14 protein-coding genes and 1 other RNA gene are annotated in these 16,845 nt (G+C 65.5%); 8 read left to right on the top strand and 7 right to left on the bottom strand.

What is annotated here, in order from left to right:
- Positions 1–95 precede the first annotated feature (95 nt).
- The 4 genes from pheA to gyrA form a co-directional block, all read right to left on the bottom strand.
- Positions 96–1,178 carry a prephenate dehydratase gene (gene pheA, locus CFB41_RS05070; protein ID WP_011351331.1) on the bottom strand — a complete coding sequence of 361 codons (1,083 nt, stop codon included), beginning with the start codon at positions 1,176–1,178 and terminating at the stop codon, positions 96–98.
- A gap of 33 nt (positions 1,179–1,211) precedes the next feature.
- Positions 1,212–2,294: a 3-phosphoserine/phosphohydroxythreonine transaminase gene (serC, locus tag CFB41_RS05065; RefSeq protein WP_089455807.1), complete on the bottom strand. Its 1,083-nt coding sequence runs from the start codon at positions 2,292–2,294 to the stop codon at positions 1,212–1,214.
- Positions 2,295–2,449: 155 nt separating this feature from the next.
- Positions 2,450–3,049, bottom strand: coding sequence for a DUF2059 domain-containing protein (locus tag CFB41_RS05060; RefSeq protein WP_011351329.1), 600 nt, complete (start codon positions 3,047–3,049; stop codon positions 2,450–2,452).
- 83 nt (positions 3,050–3,132) lie between these two features.
- Positions 3,133–5,736, bottom strand: coding sequence for a DNA gyrase subunit A (gene gyrA / locus CFB41_RS05055; RefSeq protein ID WP_089439493.1), 2,604 nt, complete (start codon positions 5,734–5,736; stop codon positions 3,133–3,135).
- A gap of 539 nt (positions 5,737–6,275) precedes the next feature.
- On the opposite strand from gyrA, the gene ompA reads away from it, so the two are divergent.
- The 4 genes from ompA (at position 6,276) to ssrA (ending at position 8,917) form a co-directional block, all read left to right on the top strand.
- Positions 6,276–6,947, top strand: a complete 672-nt coding sequence (gene ompA, locus CFB41_RS05050; RefSeq protein ID WP_039343284.1) for an outer membrane protein OmpA — start codon at positions 6,276–6,278, stop codon at positions 6,945–6,947.
- Positions 6,948–7,101: 154 nt separating this feature from the next.
- The gene (gene ubiG, locus CFB41_RS05045; RefSeq protein ID WP_089424797.1) at positions 7,102–7,800 is read left to right on the top strand and encodes a bifunctional 2-polyprenyl-6-hydroxyphenol methylase/3-demethylubiquinol 3-O-methyltransferase UbiG; all 699 of its coding nucleotides are present in this window, start codon (positions 7,102–7,104) and stop codon (positions 7,798–7,800) included.
- Between the two features lie 13 nt (positions 7,801–7,813).
- Positions 7,814–8,530: a phosphoglycolate phosphatase gene (gene gph, locus CFB41_RS05040; protein WP_089455806.1), complete on the top strand. Its 717-nt coding sequence runs from the start codon at positions 7,814–7,816 to the stop codon at positions 8,528–8,530.
- A gap of 17 nt (positions 8,531–8,547) precedes the next feature.
- Positions 8,548–8,917: a transfer-messenger RNA gene (gene ssrA, locus CFB41_RS05035) on the top strand.
- 274 nt (positions 8,918–9,191) lie between these two features.
- Here ssrA and CFB41_RS05030 read toward each other — a convergent pair.
- The 3 genes from CFB41_RS05030 to CFB41_RS05020 form a co-directional block, all read right to left on the bottom strand.
- Positions 9,192–9,545 (bottom strand): DUF4148 domain-containing protein, encoded by a 354-nt coding sequence (locus CFB41_RS05030; RefSeq protein ID WP_089455805.1) that lies wholly within the window; start codon positions 9,543–9,545, stop codon positions 9,192–9,194.
- 382 nt (positions 9,546–9,927) lie between these two features.
- Positions 9,928–10,197, bottom strand: coding sequence for a hypothetical protein (locus CFB41_RS05025; protein WP_089439491.1), 270 nt, complete (start codon positions 10,195–10,197; stop codon positions 9,928–9,930).
- 101 nt (positions 10,198–10,298) lie between these two features.
- Positions 10,299–11,405, bottom strand: coding sequence for a substrate-binding domain-containing protein (locus tag CFB41_RS05020; protein WP_089455804.1), 1,107 nt, complete (start codon positions 11,403–11,405; stop codon positions 10,299–10,301).
- A 131-nt stretch (positions 11,406–11,536) separates the two neighbouring features.
- Here CFB41_RS05020 and CFB41_RS05015 point away from each other — a divergent pair, with 131 nt between their 5' ends.
- From CFB41_RS05015 to CFB41_RS05000, 4 genes are read left to right on the top strand one after another with little or no spacing between them, the layout of a single operon-like run.
- The gene (locus tag CFB41_RS05015; protein WP_089455803.1) at positions 11,537–12,037 is read left to right on the top strand and encodes an NAD(P)H-dependent oxidoreductase subunit E; all 501 of its coding nucleotides are present in this window, start codon (positions 11,537–11,539) and stop codon (positions 12,035–12,037) included.
- Positions 12,034–13,611: an NADH-quinone oxidoreductase subunit NuoF gene (locus CFB41_RS05010; RefSeq protein ID WP_089455802.1), complete on the top strand. Its 1,578-nt coding sequence runs from the start codon at positions 12,034–12,036 to the stop codon at positions 13,609–13,611. Before CFB41_RS05015 ends, CFB41_RS05010 begins: the two co-directional genes overlap by 4 nt.
- A gap of 17 nt (positions 13,612–13,628) precedes the next feature.
- Entirely contained in the window at positions 13,629–16,580 is a 2,952-nt protein-coding gene (gene fdhF / locus CFB41_RS05005; protein WP_089455801.1) for a formate dehydrogenase subunit alpha, read from the top strand.
- A gap of 7 nt (positions 16,581–16,587) precedes the next feature.
- Positions 16,588–16,839 carry a formate dehydrogenase subunit delta gene (locus CFB41_RS05000; RefSeq protein ID WP_089439486.1) on the top strand — a complete coding sequence of 84 codons (252 nt, stop codon included), beginning with the start codon at positions 16,588–16,590 and terminating at the stop codon, positions 16,837–16,839.
- Positions 16,840–16,845: the final 6 nt, after the last annotated feature.

The raw sequence follows: 16,845 nt of genomic DNA, 5'->3' as shown, positions 1-16,845 counted from the left end.
GGATGCCGCCCGAACCCGCCTTCGGCAGCGCCGATCGGCCTGCCCTGCCCGCCCGGGCCCAACGCCTGCGCGAACAGGCGACGGGCCGCCACGCATCAGCGTGCGCGCGGATACGAACCGAGTATCTTCAGGAACGCGGCCTTCTGGCCGAGTTCCGCGAGCGCGGCCGCAACCGACGCATCGTCCCGGTGCCCTTCGATGTCGATGTAGAAGTAGTACTCCCACGTGCCGACGCGCGCCGGACGCGACTCGAAGCGCGTCATCGACACGCCGTGCCGCGCGAGCGGCTCGAGCAGCTTGAACACGGCGCCCGGTTCGTTCTTCACCGACACGATCAGCGATGTCTGGTCGTGACCGCTCTGCCCGGCCGGCTGCTTGCCGACGATCACGAAGCGCGTGCGGTTGTGCGGATCGTCCTGGATCAGCGAGAACGCGATCTGCAAGCCGTAATGTGCGGCCGCGCGGTCGCCCGCGATCGCCGCGACGGTCGGATCGGCCGCCGCGAGACGCGCAGCCTCCGCGTTGCTCGCCACCGCCTGCCGCTCGAGCTGCGGCGCATTCGCCGCGAGCCACTGCTGGCATTGCGCAAGCGCCTGCGCGTGTGCGCAGACGCGCTTCACGCCGTCGAGCGTGCCGCTCTGCGTCAGCAGGTTGTGATGGATCGGCAGCGCGAGTTCGCCGCTGATCAGCAATTGCGTCTGCAGCAACAGGTCGAGCGTGCGCGACACGGCGCCTTCGGTCGAATTCTCGACCGGCGCGATACCGAACGCGGACGCGCCGGCCTCGACCGAGCGGAACACCTCGTCGATCGACGGGCACGGCAGCCCTTCGATCGACTGGCCGAAATACTCGAGCATCGCCTGCTCGCTATACGTGCCGACCGGCCCGAGGAACGCGACGTGGATCGTCTGCTCGAGCGCGCGGCTCGCGGCCATGATCTCGCGCCAGATGGCGCTGATGTGCTCGCTCGCGAGCGGCCCCGCGCTCATGTCCTGCAGCCGGGCGATCACTTGCAGCTCGCGCTCCGGCCGGAACACCGGCGCGTTGAAATGCTTCTTGACCTCGCCCACCTCCAGCGCCACCGCGGCGCGCTGGTTCAGGAGCGCGATCAGCTGCGCGTCGATCGCATCGATGCGATCGCGCAGCGGTTTCAGGCGGGAATTCAGTTCGTCGTCCATGCGTTTTGCCGTGCTGTTTGAACAGCGCCGCCGTCAGGCGCCGCGCTGCTCGAAATCCTTCATGTACTCGACGAGCGCTTTCACGCCCTCGAGCGGCACCGCGTTGTAGATCGACGCCCGCATGCCGCCGACGGACTTGTGGCCCTTCAGCTGCAGCAGCCCGCGCGCCTTTGCGCCGGCAAGGAAGTCTTCGTTGCGCGTTTCGTCGGCCAGGAAAAACGGCACGTTCATCCGCGAACGTGCTGCCGGCTCGACCTTGTTCAGATAGAAACTGCTCGCGTCGATCGTGTCGTAGAGCAGCTTCGCCTTTTCGATATTGCGGGCCTCGATCGCTTCGAGGCCACCCTGCCGCTTCAGCCACTGGAACACCAGGCCCGCGATGTAGATCGCGTAGGTGGGCGGCGTGTTGTACAGCGAGTTGTTCGCGGCGATGGTCTTCCATTCGAACGCGGACGGGCAGATCGACAGCGCGCGGTCGAGCAGATCCTCGCGTACGATCACGAGCGTCACGCCGGCCATCCCGATGTTCTTCTGCGCGCCGCCGAACAGCACGCCGTACTTCGCGACGTCCATCGGACGCGACAGGATGTGCGACGAGACATCCGCGACCAGCGGCACGTCGCCGAGATCGGGAATCTCGAACGTCTCGACGCCGTCGATCGTCTCGTTGGTACACAGATGCACGTAGGCCGGATCGTCCGACAGCTGCCATTCGGCGCGCGCGGGCGCACGCGTGAAGCCGTCTTCCGTCTTGCCGGTGGCGGCGAGATGCGGCGTGCCGTATTTCTTCGCTTCGCTGAACGACTTCTGCGACCACGAGCCCGTGACGACGAAGTCGGCCGTCTTGCGCGACCCGAGCAGGTTCATCGGCACGATCGCGTTTTCCGCGATACCGCCGCCCTGCAGGAACAGGATCCGGTGGCTGGCCGGCACGCCGAGCAGGTCGCGCAGGTCGGTCAGCGCGGCCTCGTGGATCGACATGAATTCCTTGCCGCGATGGCTCATTTCCATCACGCTCATGCCGCTGCCATGCCAGTCGAGCATTTCCTCGGCCGCTTGCCGCAGCACTTCCTCGGGCATCGCCGCAGGGCCGGCGGAGAAATTAAAGACGCGCATCGTGAAAACCTCGGAGGGACGCGACCGGCTCGCCGCCGGCAGAACGCGCCAGAAAAGAAATGGCCGCTTGCGCTCGCGCGCAAACGGCCATTATCGCACTGTCGTCAGGCTCCCGCCAAACCCGGCCGAACGGCCGGGGGCGTGCCCGGACGGCTTTACTTGCCCGGCTTGACTGCTGCGACTTCCTTGTCAGCCTGCGTGCGCGTTGCCTGGATAGCTTGCGGCATGTACTTCTGCATCAGGCCGTTGACCACGTCGCGACCGACCTGATCCTGAACCTGGATGAACTTGCGGCCCGTCGGGCTCTTGTAGAACGTCGTCAGATCCTTGATCTCCGACGTGCTGTAGTACTTCGCGTAGGCGTCGTACTGAGCCGACATCGCGTCGTTCTGGAACTGTTGCGTACCGAACACCTTGCCTGCGCCGTCAACCAGCTTCGGCACCGCGTTCTTCTGCAGCGTCGGAACGGCAGCCTGCTTCTGCTTGTCGTTCAGCGTCTTGTTTTCCGACAGCGCGTCCGACAGGATCGCCGGGACGAGTTGCTTGGCCTGCATTTCGGCGCTGTTGCCGATTGCCGACACGAGCTTCGGCGCGTCGATCGCGTCGAGCAGATCCTTGATCGCTGCCTTCTTGTCGGCGTCGATCGGCGCAGCTGCTGCCGGAGCTGCTGGTGCGGAATTCGACAGCGCTTGCGCCATCGCGAACGTCGGCACCAGTGCAGCCAGCAGAACCAGTTGCTTGAATTGCTTTTGCATCATCACTCCCTTTTGGAAATATGAATGGTTGCTCGCCGGCCGCGGCGCTTCGCGCCTGCGGCGGCTAGAGTCTCATCCGTTCTTCAGGCTTCGCCGTCCGACGCCTCGTCGGCTTCGCCCTCTCCCTCTTCGGCCTCCGCGATCTGCTGCAGGCCAGAGAGCTTGGTACCCTCATCGAGACTGATGAGTGTAACACCTTGCGTGGCACGCCCCATCTCGCGAATCTCCGAGACACGGGTGCGAATCAACACGCCGGCCGTCGTGATCAGCATGATCTGATCCTCGGCGTCGACGAGCGTTGCCGCCACGACCTTGCCGTTACGCTCGGACGTCTGGATCGCGATCATACCCTTCGTGCCGCGGCCGTGACGCGTGTACTCGGTGATCGGCGTGCGCTTGCCGTAACCGTTCTCGGTCGCGGTGAGCACCGTCTGCTCCTCGCTGCCGGCAACCAGCATCGCGATGACCTGCTGCCCGTCTTCCAGCTGCATGCCGCGCACGCCGCGCGCCTCGCGCCCCATCGGACGCACGTCGTTCTCGTCGAAGCGCACGGCCTTGCCGGAGTCCGAGAACAGCATCACGTCGTGCGCGCCGTCGGTGATCGACGCACCGATCAGGAAGTCGCCTTCGTCGAGGCCGACCGCGATGATGCCCTTCTTCATCGGACGGCTGAATGCCTCGAGCGGCGTCTTCTTCACGGTGCCGAGCGACGTTGCCATGAAGATGAACTTGTCGGCCGAGAATTCCTTGACCGGCAGCACGACGTTGATCTTCTCGCCTTCCTGCAGCGGGAACATGTTGACGATCGGGCGGCCGCGCGAGTTGCGCGAGCCCTGCGGCACTTCATAGACCTTGACCCAGTACACGCGGCCGCGGTTCGAAAAGCACAGGATGTAATCGTGCGTGTTCGCGATGAACAGCGTCTCGATCCAGTCGTCTTCCTTCATCTGCGTCGCCTGCTTGCCGCGACCGCCGCGCTTCTGCGCACGGTACTCGGACAGCGGCTGCGACTTCACGTAGCCCGCATGCGACATCGTGACGACCATGTCCTGCGGCGTGATCAGGTCTTCGGTGTTCAGCTCGGTCGCGTTCAGCTCGATCTTCGAACGGCGCGCGTCGCCGAACTCGGCCTTCACCGAGGTCAGCTCCTCGCCGATCATCGTCGTGATCCGCTCGGGGCGCGCGAGGATGTCCAGCAGGTCGGCGATCTGGGCCATCACTTCGCGGTACTCGCCGATGATCTTGTCCTGCTCGAGGCCGGTCAGGCGCTGCAGACGCATCTGCAGGATTTCCTGGGCCTGCGTGTCGGACAGGCGGTACAGCCCGTCGGCCTGCATGCCGAACGCCGGGTTCAGGCCTTCCGGGCGGTACGCGGAGCGGCCGCCGGCCGCCGCGTTCTCGCTCTCGGCACGCGTGAGCATTTCGCGCACGAGCGACGAATCCCACGGCTTCGCCATCAACTCCGCCTTCGCGATCGGCGGCGTCGGCGCGGCCTTGATGATCGCGATGAACTCGTCGATGTTCGCGAGCGCGACCGCGAGACCTTCGAGCACGTGGCCGCGTTCGCGGGCCTTGCGCAGTTCGTAGATCGTGCGGCGCGTCAGCACTTCGCGTCGATGCGACAGGAAGCACTGCAGGATTTCCTTCAGGTTCAGCAGCTTCGGCTGGCCGTCGACGAGCGCGACCATGTTCATGCCGAACGTATCCTGGAGCTGCGTCGCCTTGTACAGGTTGTTCAGCACCACTTCCGGCACTTCACCGCGCTTGAGCTCGATCACGACGCGCATGCCGCTCTTGTCGGACTCGTCGCGGATGTCGGAGATGCCTTCGAGCTTCTTCTCGTTGACGAGCTCGGCGATCCGCTCGAGCAGCGAGCGCTTGTTAACCTGGTACGGCAGCTCGTCGACGATGATCGCCATCCGCTGGCCGCGGTCGATCTCCTCGAAGTGCGTGGCCGCGCGCATCACGACGCGGCCGCGCCCGGTGCGATAGCCGTCGCGCACGCCGGCGACGCCGTAGATGATGCCGGCCGTCGGGAAATCCGGCGCCGGGATGATCTCGATCAGCTCGTCGATCGTCGCTTCCGGGTTGCCCAGCAGGTGCTGGCACGCGTCGACGACTTCGTTCAGGTTGTGCGGGGGGATGTTGGTCGCCATGCCGACCGCAATACCCGACGAGCCGTTGATCAGCAGGTTCGGGATGCGCGACGGCAGGACCGACGGCTGCATTTCGTTGCCGTCGTAGTTCGGCTCGAAATCGACCGTTTCCTTGTCGATGTCGGCGAGCAGCTCGTGACCGATCTTCGCCATGCGAATTTCGGTGTAACGCATCGCCGCGGCATTGTCGCCGTCGATCGAGCCGAAGTTGCCCTGCCCGTCGATCAGCATGTAGCGCAGCGAGAAGTCCTGCGCCATCCGCACGATCGTGTCGTAGACCGCGGTGTCGCCGTGAGGGTGGTACTTACCGATCACGTCACCGACGATACGCGCCGACTTCTTGTACGCGCGGTTCCAGTCGTTGTTCAGTTCGTGCATCGCGAACAACACGCGCCGGTGCACGGGTTTCAGGCCATCGCGGACATCCGGGAGGGCACGTCCGACGATCACGCTCATCGCGTAATCGAGATACGAACGGCGCATTTCCTCTTCTAGGGAGGTGGGCAGGGTCTCTTTGGCGAATTGATCCATGTATCCGTATCGTTTCGGAGCGAAGACGGCGAACGCCTTTCGCGTGGGCGCTGCATGCGCAACGCAACGCGAGATTCTAACATGCGCCCATCAGCCGCCAATTCGCCCCCTCTATATATGAATAGCAAAAATCGCGGCGTCGACGAATCGGCCGCCATTGCACACCGCAATCGCACCCGGCTCGTCATCACAGATGAATGCCGCGTCACGTGTTCCTCGCGCACGAGTAAACAACTGCCTCCATCGGCGCAATTTCACCGCCACACTCTTGACAATTCCTAAAAGTTACGGCAGGTCAGTGTTGCGCATGCACCACAAAGTTGAAGCGATCTTGGGGTGGGGAGGATTTTTTTTCGTAGGAAGGGAACGATATGGCAAAATGCCAACGCACTGAAAGTTAGACGCTGCTCGAAGTCTACACAGAGGCGGCGCCGCGTTTTTTGTGCCGCACCAATGTTATACTTCGAGCAATGTATGACTTGTCACCGTCAACAGGCTCGCAGTAAACCTGCGGTAATCTCAATTTCGAGAGGAGAAATATGAATAAACTTTCAAAGCTCGCGTTCATTGCAGCTACCGCAGTTATGGCTGCATCCGCTTCGGCACAGTCGGTGCCGGCGTCGCGCCAAGCCGTCAATGACAACTGGGTCAACGGCACGGGCGAATGGGTGTGGATGAACGGTACGAACGAGCTCTGCTGGCGCGATGCGTTCTGGACGCCGGCCACCGCCAACGCGAAGTGCGATGGCGCACTGGTCGCCCAGGCACCGGCACCGGCTCCGGTCGCTCCGGTCGCTCCGGCCATCACGAGCCAGAAGATCACGTATCAAGCTGACGCACTGTTCGACTTCGACAAGGCAACGCTCAAGCCGCTGGGCAAGCAAAAGCTGGACGAACTGTCGTCGAAGATCCAGGGCATGAACACGGAAGTGGTCGTCGCAACGGGCTACACGGACCGCATCGGTTCGGACAAGTACAACGACCGTCTGTCGCTGCGCCGTGCGCAAGCCGTGAAGTCGTACCTGGTCAGCAAGGGTGTGCCGGCCAACAAGATCTACACGGAAGGCAAGGGCAAGCGCAACCCGGTTACGACTGGCTGCAACCAGAAGAACCGCAAGCAACTCATCGCCTGCCTCGCACCGGACCGCCGCGTGGAAGTCGAAGTGGTTGGTACGCAAGAAGTCCAGAAGACGACCGTTCCGGCAAACTAAGCCGCGGTTTTCGACTGCTTCAAAGCCCCGCTCCGGCGGGGCTTTTTCTTTGACGCCCGCCCAGGCGCTCTCCGCTTCGCCGCTCGTCCGCTTCTTATATACTCGGGGCTGACGAATCGCAGCACCGCCCTCCTTCCGTAGCCCGTTTGCCGACATGACCAACGCCGATCCGCACGAACTCCAGAAATTCAGCGACCTCGCCCATCGGTGGTGGGATCCGAATGCCGAATTCAAGCCGCTGCATGACCTGAACCCGGTCCGGCTCGGCTGGATCGATGCGCATGCGCACCTCGCCGGCAAGCGCGCACTCGACATCGGCTGCGGCGGCGGCATCCTGTCCGAATCGATGGCCGGACTGGGCGCGCAGGTGAAAGGCATCGACCTGTCGACCGAAGCACTCGGCGTCGCCGACCTGCACAGTCTCGAAAGCGGTATCTCGGTCGATTACGAGGCCATCGCGGCCGAAGCAATTGCCGCGCGCGAACCGGGCACCTACGATGTCGTCACGTGCATGGAAATGCTCGAGCACGTGCCGTCGCCCGGCGATATCGTCGCCGCCTGCGCGACGCTCGTGAAGCCGGGTGGCTGGGTGTTCTTCTCGACGCTGAACCGCAACCTGAAGGCATACCTGTTCGCCGTGATCGGCGCGGAGTACATCGCACAAATGCTGCCGAAGGGCACGCACGACTACGCGCGCTTCATCCGTCCGTCGGAACTGGCCAGCTTCGTGCGGGCAACGGATCTGCACATCGTGGAGATCAAGGGCATCACGTATCACCCGATCGGCAAGCGCTTCGCGCTGTCGAACGACGCCGACATCAACTACCTCGTCGCGTGCCGTCGCGGCGCGTGACCTTCCAACCGGCATGACGACTCCCCTCTCGACCGCGCGGGCGGCACTCGACGAACCGCGCCTGCTGCACTGCGATGCCGTGCTGTTCGACCTGGACGGCACGCTCGCCGACACGGCCCCCGATCTCGCGGCCGCCGTCAACAAGATGCAACGCGTGCGCGACCTGCCCGAGACACCGCTCGACGTGCTGCGGCCGCTAGCCTCGGCCGGCGCGCGCGGCCTGCTCGGCGGCGCGTTCGGCATCGATCCGCACACGCCCGGTTATGAAGCGATGCGCGACGAGTTCCTGGCCAACTACGCGACGGATCTATGCGTGCATACGACGCTGTTCCCCGGCATCGACGACGTGCTCGACGAACTCGACGCGCGCGGCGTGCGCTGGGGCATCGTCACGAACAAGGCCATGCGGCTCACGGCGCCGCTCGTCGACCTGCTCGGCCTTGCGCGGCGCGCCGCCTGCGTCGTCGGGGGCGACACAACGCCGCACCCGAAGCCGCACCCGGCCCCGCTGCTGCATGCGGCCGACCAACTAACGCTCGCGCCTGCGCGCATCGTCTACGTCGGCGACGACCTGCGCGACATTCAAGCCGGGAGTGCCGCCGGCATGGCGACGGTCGCGGCGGCGTACGGCTATTGCGGGGATGGCGCCGCGCCGGCCGACTGGCAAGCGCAGCATCTCGTCGACACGACGCTGCAACTGCGCGAACTGCTGCGCGATGTTGGGCTATAATGATCGATCTTATCCGCGGGGGCGACCTGGTTTCGACAGGGGTTGTGAAGCGGCTAGGGCATGTCGAGGACCCGTCACCTCGTTAATCAATGGGAAAATCGTAACTGCAAACGACGATACGTTCGCACTGGCAGCCTAACGGCCGCCGTCCTCTGCCTAGTTCACTGACGGGCTAGTGTCGCAAGACCGGTAGCAATACCGCCAGAGGTCATTTACGTCAGTTAAGCCCTGTCGGCGTCGCGACGCCAGGGTCGAAAACCTAGCGAATCGCCGTAGTGCAGCGTGTTCGTCCGCGTCGCTGCGGTTAAATCAAATGACAGAACTAAACATGTAGAACTAGTCGTGGAGCGCTTCTGGACGCGGGTTCGATTCCCGCCGCCTCCACCAAATTCCGCGCTCACCGCACGAACCCCGCATGACGCAAGTCTGCGGGGTTTTTTGTTGCCGGCGAAACGCACGCGCCCGCTCCTTCCGAAAAAGCGCCCAGCCACGGGTGGGCCGGGCGGAATGCCACCGGACTTCCGGCGACAGGAGGTGACGGATAGCCTGCCGTGCCCGCGCACTCATCGATCGCGCCAGGCAGCGGCCCGCCCGGGTGCTGCGGCTCCAGGCGCGACGCGTCGTCGCACCCGGCATTCACGCACACCGGGCAATACGCGGTTTAGCTGCCGCGATACAGCGACTTCATTTCTTCAGCGGTGGCCGGACGCACACCCATCGCACGCGAACCCGATGCCGACGCGCCCTGTGCCTGTGCGCCGTAACCGCTCGCGTCGGCGCCTTGCACTTGCGCCAGCGCGGCACGCTGCTGCTCCGCAACACGCGCGGTGGCAGCCTGGATCGCCTCCGGGTAGTGCGGATCTTCACCGCGAGCGGAGTTGTAACCAGCCTGCTGCAGCTGGACCAGTTCGGCACGGACCTGCGCGCGGGTGATCGTCGAACCCGACTGGGCGAACGACACGACCGGGGCAACGAGAGCGGCAGCAACGACAACAGCTTGAACGAGCGATTTCATGATGACCTACCTCCAGATTTGTCTGTGTTCGCGGTGAACACCTTGTTCATCGCTGACAACCCGAAGTTTATGTAGGCGGATGCTTAAGAATAAGGCAGGTTTCTGGAAGACACCCTTCCTGATTTACGGGTTAACCCTAAATAAGCCGCCAGGCCGGCAACGCACCTCCTCTCCATCGCCCGGTATCGAATCGCATGACGATTCGACGGAAAGCAAAAGCCCCGCGAAGCGGCAACGTTTCGCGGGGCTCGGACAAAATGGGAATCGTACGGGACTCCTGCCATCACCAATCGCACAGCCAGGGCGACATGCGCGCGCAACACCCGCCGGTCGAATCGGCACTGCGGGCGGCCCTCTCGTTCGGACGCGCCCGTCGGCCAGGTTACCGGCTATCCATCGGACACTTCAGATTGCAGCCGTTGGGGTCCCCCAGGTCACCCTTGCGGCGCAAGGCCGACTTCTTGCCGCTCTGGTATTTCTGCGACGGGGCAGACGCCGCGAACGGCATCTGCGGATGCTCGTTCAGGCGAAACTGTTCGCTCAGGATACCGCCGGGCACACCGGGCGAATTCTGCGCGAGCGCAAACGGCGAAACAGCGGCCAGCAGCCCCGCGGTCAACACTGCCGCGGTGAGGGAAACGGAAAATTTCATGGCGGAATGACGCTTGAACGGCGTACTTGTTGGAACGTTGGTCGAGCGGCAAGCGTAGCGCAAATCCCCTGCTGCTGCATCGCGGTTCGATTGCGCCCGCGTTACCGGGAATTGCCCGCCGGCACGCCCGCGCCGTCGCCGCCGGCCAGCCCCGACGCGATGCTCGTCAGCGTTCCGCACGCAGCCGGATCGTAGCCGTCGAGATGCGCGACGCGCTCGACAAAGCGCGCATCGCGCAGCAGCGCCAGCACACCGGCGAGCGGCCGCGCGTCGAGCCGCGCGCGCTCACATGCGAAGTAATAGTCTTCATCGACGACCGGGATGAAATCGAGCCCGAAATGATGGGCGGCCGGCTCGACGCCGAAACCGAGATCGGCCATCCCGCTCGCGACGAACGCCGCGATCGCCGAATGCGTGAGCTCGGCCGACGCGTAGCCGTCGATGCACTCGGGATCGATGCCGATCGCGCGCAGCGCGAGATCCAGCAGCATGCGCGTGCCCGACCCCGGCTGGCGGTTGACGAAGCGGATGTCATGGCGCGCGAGATCCGCGAGCCCGCGAACCTGCTTCGGGTTGCCGCGCGGAATGAACAGCCCTTGCTGGCGTCGTGTCAGGTGAATCAGAACATGGCGCGTATCGTCGAGCCACGGCCGGTAGATCTGCGCGCACTGCGCGCGAAACGCGCCGCGCGGCAGATGGAAGCCGGCCAGGTCGCACTCGCCGCGGGCAAGCGCCTGCACGGCCTCGACGCTCTCGCGATACTTGATGTCGACAGCCGCCTGCGCATCGACCAGCGCGGAGACGAGCGTCGCGACCGCGTAGCCGTGCGACGCATGGATCCGCACGGCGCCGTCGCGCTGCGCGAGCCGCCGGTTCAGGTCGCTCGCCACTTCGGCGGCCAGCGTGCGCAGGTTCCCGTCGAGCCGGCTGCGCGCGAGGCGCTGCGCATCGACGACGGCCTGCCCGAGCGCCGACAACGTCGAGCCCTTGCCGCGCGCGGTTTCGATCAGTTCCCCGCCGATGCACGCCTCCAGCGCACGCAGCATGCCCCATGCGTGCCGATAGGACAGCCCTTTCGCTTGCGCGGCCTGCGCAATGCTGCCCGTGTCGGCCACGAGTTCGAGCAACGGCGCAACATCCGACAGGCTGGCCGCACGGCCTTCCGTGTCGCGTACGGTCAGATACGCGTCGCATTCGATGCGAATCAATTATGCACTCCGATTTCCTATTGCGACCGCCAAATCTTCCGCTTATCGTTGGTTAAAATCAATCAGAACGAAGTTGCGATGCGCACTATATGAACCTCGAGCGCATATGAGACTTTGGAGGAGCACAACTGATGTCCCCGAATTCCCAAGCGCCCGACGCGCTCGTCGAGCGCCATGCACGCGCCGGCCGGTCGCTCGTGGCGATCCTGCACGCGATCCAGGACGACGCGGGTTACGTGCCGCCAGGCTGCGTCGCGCCGCTCGCCCGCGCACTCAACCTGTCGCGCGCCGAAGTGCATGGCGTCCTGACCTACTACCACCACTTCCGCACCGCGCCGCCCGCCCGCGTGACGATCCAGATGTGCCGCGCCGAAGCGTGCCGCAGCATGGGCTGCGAAGCGCTGGCCGCGCATGCGGAAGCCCGCACGGGTTGCCGGTTCGATACGGCGCACCGCGATGCCGCCGATGCGCATGCCCCCGGTGACGTCGCACTCGAATCGGTCTACTGCCTCGGACTGTGTGCGCAGTCGCCGTCGCTGACGGTCAATGGCGTGCTGCATGCCAAGGTCACGCCGGAGAAATTCGACGCGCTGCTTGCCGACGCCGTCGCCCGCACCCCGGAGGCCGCATGACGACCCGCGTCCATGTCCCGCGCGATTCGTCCGCGCTGGCGCTCGGCGCCGACGCGCTCGCCGCCGCGATCGAGGCGGAAGCCGAACGCCGCGGCATCGCCATCGAACTGGTCCGCAACGGTTCGCGCGGGCTGCTGTGGCTCGAGCCGCTCGTCGAGGTCGGCACGGCCGCCGGCCGCGTCGGCTATGCGAACCTGTCGGCCGCCGACGTGCCGGCCCTGTTCGACGCAAACTGGCTCGAAGGCGGCACGCATCCGAGCGGCGTCGGCCTCGTCGACGCGCTGCCCTATCTCGCGCGCCAGCAACGTCTCACGTTCGCCCGCATCGGCCTGACCGACCCGCTGTCGATCGACGACTACCTGCGATACGAAGGCCTCGCCGGCCTGAAGAACGTGCTCGCGCTCGACGGCGATGCCGCGTGCGAAACATTGATCGAATCGGGGCTGCGCGGCCGCGGCGGTGCGGCGTTCCCGGCCGGCATCAAGTGGCGCACGGTCCGGCAAGCACGCGCCACGCAGAAGTACATCGTCTGCAATGCGGACGAAGGCGATTCGGGCACCTTCTCCGACCGCCTGCTCATGGAGTGCGACCCGTACTGCCTGATCGAAGGGATGATCATCGCGGGCGTCGCGACGGGCGCGACGGTCGGCTACATCTACGTACGCAGCGAATACCCGCACGCGATCGCCACGCTCGAAGCCGCGATCGTCCGTGCACGCGAAGCCGGCTGGCTCGGCGAGCACGTGCTCGGCTCCGCGCACGCGTTCGAGCTGCACGTCGCGAAAGGCGCGGGCTCGTACGTGTGCGGCGAGGAAACGGCGCTGCTCGAATCGCTCGAAGGCAAGCGCGGCGTCGTGCGCGCGAAACCGCCGCTGCCCGCGCTCGCCGGCCTGTACGGCCAGCCGACCGTCATCAACAACGTGATCACGCTCGCAACGGCGCCCGTGATCTTCGCGCGCGGCGCCGCGTTCTATCGCGATTACGGGATGGGCCGCTCGCGCGGCACGCTGCCGTTCCAGCTCGCCGGCAACATCCGCCACGGCGGCCTCGTCGAACTCGCGTTCGGGGTCACGCTGCGCGAACTGCTGTTCGATTTCGGCGGCGGCACGGCCAGCGGCCGGCCCGCACGTGCCGCGCAGGTGGGCGGCCCGCTCGGCACCTACCTGCCCGACCACCAGTGGGACGTGCCGCTCGACTACGAAGCGTATACGGCGATCGGCGCGGTGGTCGGCCACGGCGGCATCGTGCTGCACGACGACACGTCGAACCTCGCCGAGCTCGCCGAATACGCGATGAAGTTCTGTGCGATCGAGTCGTGCGGCAAGTGCACGCCGTGCCGGATCGGTTCGACGCGCGGCGTCGAGACCATCGCACGCATTCGCCACGGCGATACGTCTGAGCGGCAGGTCACGCTGCTGCGCGACCTGTGCGACACGATGCTGGCCGGTTCGCTGTGCGCCATGGGCGGCATGACACCCTACCCGGTGCTGTCCGCGCTCGACCATTTCCCCGAAGATTTCGGGCTCGCTGCCGGCAAACCTGCCGCGTCGGGTCCGGTCAAGGCTGCGGCCTGACCCAGAAGGAGCCCTGCATGTCCCTCGACACGAACAACGTCCGCCAAGGCGGCTGCGGCTCGGGCCAATGCGCGTGCAAGAGCGCTGCGCAGGCGCGTGCCCTCGATCCGTTCGACGATACCGACTACGGCACGCCGCAACGGCATGCCGATACCGACGTCACGCTCGAAATCGACGGCCAGCCGGTCACGGTGCCGGCCGGCACGTCGGTGATGCGCGCGGCGATCGAAGCCGGCGTCAACGTCCCGAAGCTCTGTGCGACCGATTCGCTCGAACCGTTCGGCTCGTGCCGGCTGTGCCTCGTCGAGATCGAAGGCCGGCGCGGTTATCCGGCGTCGTGCACGACACCTGCGGAAGCGGGCATGAAGGTGCGCACGCAGTCGGACCGGCTGCAGTCGCTGCGTCGCAACGTGATGGAGCTGTACATCTCCGACCATCCGCTCGACTGCCTCACCTGCCCAGCCAACGGCGACTGCGAGCTGCAGGACATGGCCGGTGTGGTCGGGCTGCGCGAGGTGCGTTACGGCTTCGACGGTGCGAATCACCTGCGCGACAAAAAGGACGAATCGAATCCGTACTTCACGTACGACCCGTCGAAGTGCATCGTCTGCAACCGCTGCGTGCGCGCCTGCGAGGAAACGCAGGGCACGTTCGCGCTGACGATCGCCGCACGCGGCTTCGAATCGCGCGTGGCCGCCGGCGAAAGCGAATCGTTCATGGCGTCGGAATGCGTGTCGTGCGGCGCGTGCGTCGCCGCCTGCCCGACCGCCACGCTGCAGGAAAAATCCGTCGTGCAACTCGGGCAGGCCGAACACTCGGTCGTCACGACCTGCGCATACTGCGGCGTCGGCTGCTCGTTCAAGGCCGAGATGAAGGGCACGCAGGTCGTGCGCATGACGCCGCACAAGAACGGCCTCGCGAACGAGGGTCACGCGTGCGTGAAGGGACGCTTCGCGTGGGGCTATGCGACGCACAAGGACCGCATCACGAAGCCGATGATCCGCGAGAAGATCACCGACCCGTGGCGCGAAGTCAGTTGGGACGAAGCGCTCACCTACGCGGCAACGCAATTCCGCAAGCTGCAGGACAAGTACGGCCGCGATTCCATCGGCGGCATCACGTCGTCGCGCTGCACGAACGAGGAAACCTACCTCGTGCAGAAGCTGGTGCGCGCCGCGTTCGGCAACAACAACGTCGACACCTGCGCACGCGTGTGCCACTCGCCGACGGGCTATGGCCTCAAGACAACGCTCGGCGAATCGGCCGGCACGCAGACGTTCGCATCGGTCGGCCAGGCCGACGTGATCGTCGTGATGGGCGCGAACCCGACCGACGGCCACCCGGTGTTCGGCTCCCGGCTGAAGCGGCGCGTACGTGAAGGCGCGAAGCTGATCGTGATCGACCCGCGCCGCATCGACGTCGTCGACGGCCCGCACGTGAAAGCGACCCACCACCTGCAACTGCGCCCCGGCACCAACGTCGCGATCGTCAACGCGCTCGCGCACGTGATCGTCACCGAAGGGCTCGTCGCCGACGCATTCGTCGCCGAGCGCTGCGAGACGCGTGCATTCGAGCAATGGCGCGAGTTCGTCTCGCGAGCCGACAACTCGCCCGAAGCGACCGCCGACGTGACGGGCGTGCCGCCCGAGTTGGTACGCGAAGCCGCGCGCCTCTATGCGACGGGCGGCAATGCGGCGATCTATTACGGCTTGGGCGTGACCGAACACGCACAGGGCTCGACGACGGTGATGGGCATCGCGAACCTCGCGATGGCGACCGGCAACATCGGCCGCGAAGGCGTCGGCGTCAATCCGCTGCGCGGCCAGAACAACGTGCAGGGCTCGTGCGACATGGGCTCGTTCCCGCACGAACTGCCCGGCTACCGGCACATCGGCGACGAGGTCGTGCGCACGCAGTTCGAAGCGGCGTGGTCGGCGAAGCTGCAACCGGAACCGGGGCTGCGCATCCCGAACATGTTCGACGCGGCGCTCGACGGCAGCTTCAAGGGGCTTTACTGCCAGGGCGAGGACATCGTCCAGTCGGATCCGAATACGCAGCACGTCGCGGCCGCGCTGTCGGCAATGGAATGCATCGTCGTGCAGGACATCTTCCTGAACGAGACCGCGAAATACGCGCACGTGCTGCTGCCGGGCTCGTCGTTCCTCGAGAAGGACGGTACGTTCACGAACGCGGAACGCCGCATCTCGCGCGTGCGCAAGGTGATGCCGCCGCTCGCGGGCTACGCGGACTGGGAAGTCACGTTGATGCTGTCGCGCGCGCTCGGCTACGAGATGGACTATGCGCATCCGTCGGAAATCATGGACGAAATCGCGCGGCTCACGCCGACCTTCTCGGGTGTGTCCTACGCGAAGCTCGACACGCTCGGCAGCATTCAGTGGCCGTGCAATGAGCACGCGCCGGAAGGCACGCCGACGATGCACATCGACGCATTCGTGCGCGGCAAGGGCAAATTCGTGATCACGCAGTTCATCGCGTCGCCGGAGAAAGTCACGCAGCGCTATCCGCTGATCCTGACGACGGGCCGCATCCTGTCGCAGTACAACGTCGGCGCGCAGACCCGCCGCACCGAGAACGTGCGGTGGCACGAAGAGGATCGCCTCGAGATTCATCCGCACGACGCGCAGGACCGCGGTATCCACAGCGGCGACTGGGTGGGCATCGAGTCGCGTGCGGGGCAGACGGTGCTGCGCGCGCTCGTGACCGAACGCATGCAGCCGGGTGTCGTTTATACGACGTTCCACTTCCCCGAATCGGGCGCGAACGTGATCACGACGGACAGCTCGGACTGGGCGACGAACTGCCCCGAGTACAAGGTGACGGCCGTGCAGGTGCTGCCCGTCGCGCAGCCGTCCGACTGGCAGCAAGCGTATGCGCGCTTCAACGCGGAGCAGCTCGACCTGCTCGAGCGCCGCGAAGCCGCAACCGCCGGCGTGTCGACAGGCAAGTGAGGAAGCGATGGACAACGGACACCTGGTCGACATGGCCAACCAGATCGGCGCATTCTTCGAATCGATGCCCGATCGGGACGAAGCGCTGACCGGCATCGCCGACCATATCCGGCGCTTCTGGGAACCGCGCATGCGCCGCGCGTTGCTCGCGGCGCTCGACGATCCGTCGAGCGAGGCCGGGCAACGTGCGGCACCGATCGTGCGCGACGCGATCGCCGCGCACCGCGCGTCGCTCGTACCCGCCGCGGCGAGCGCCTGACGGCAC

It is taken from the genome of Burkholderia sp. AU33803, from assembly GCF_002223095.1.
In the GTDB taxonomy this organism is placed as follows: domain Bacteria; phylum Pseudomonadota; class Gammaproteobacteria; order Burkholderiales; family Burkholderiaceae; genus Burkholderia.
Note: the sequence above shows the minus strand (reverse complement) of the source record. Positions and strands in the feature narration are given on the sequence as shown.

Excerpts from the sequence above, each read along its gene's own strand:
- pheA (WP_011351331.1), bottom strand. The coding sequence starts at position 1,178 with ATGGACGACGAACTGAATTCCCGCCTGAAACCGCTGCGCGATCGCATC.
- serC (WP_089455807.1), bottom strand. The coding sequence starts at position 2,294 with ATGCGCGTCTTTAATTTCTCCGCCGGCCCTGCGGCGATGCCCGAGGAA.
- CFB41_RS05060 (WP_011351329.1), bottom strand. The coding sequence starts at position 3,049 with ATGCAAAAGCAATTCAAGCAACTGGTTCTGCTGGCTGCACTGGTGCCG.
- gyrA (WP_089439493.1), bottom strand. The coding sequence starts at position 5,736 with ATGGATCAATTCGCCAAAGAGACCCTGCCCACCTCCCTAGAAGAGGAA.
- ompA (WP_039343284.1), top strand. The coding sequence starts at position 6,276 with ATGAATAAACTTTCAAAGCTCGCGTTCATTGCAGCTACCGCAGTTATG.
- ubiG (WP_089424797.1), top strand. The coding sequence starts at position 7,102 with ATGACCAACGCCGATCCGCACGAACTCCAGAAATTCAGCGACCTCGCC.
- gph (WP_089455806.1), top strand. The coding sequence starts at position 7,814 with ATGACGACTCCCCTCTCGACCGCGCGGGCGGCACTCGACGAACCGCGC.
- CFB41_RS05030 (WP_089455805.1), bottom strand. The coding sequence starts at position 9,545 with ATGAAATCGCTCGTTCAAGCTGTTGTCGTTGCTGCCGCTCTCGTTGCC.
- CFB41_RS05025 (WP_089439491.1), bottom strand. The coding sequence starts at position 10,197 with ATGAAATTTTCCGTTTCCCTCACCGCGGCAGTGTTGACCGCGGGGCTG.
- CFB41_RS05015 (WP_089455803.1), top strand. The coding sequence starts at position 11,537 with ATGTCCCCGAATTCCCAAGCGCCCGACGCGCTCGTCGAGCGCCATGCA.
- CFB41_RS05010 (WP_089455802.1), top strand. The coding sequence starts at position 12,034 with ATGACGACCCGCGTCCATGTCCCGCGCGATTCGTCCGCGCTGGCGCTC.
- fdhF (WP_089455801.1), top strand. The coding sequence starts at position 13,629 with ATGTCCCTCGACACGAACAACGTCCGCCAAGGCGGCTGCGGCTCGGGC.
- CFB41_RS05000 (WP_089439486.1), top strand. The coding sequence starts at position 16,588 with ATGGACAACGGACACCTGGTCGACATGGCCAACCAGATCGGCGCATTC.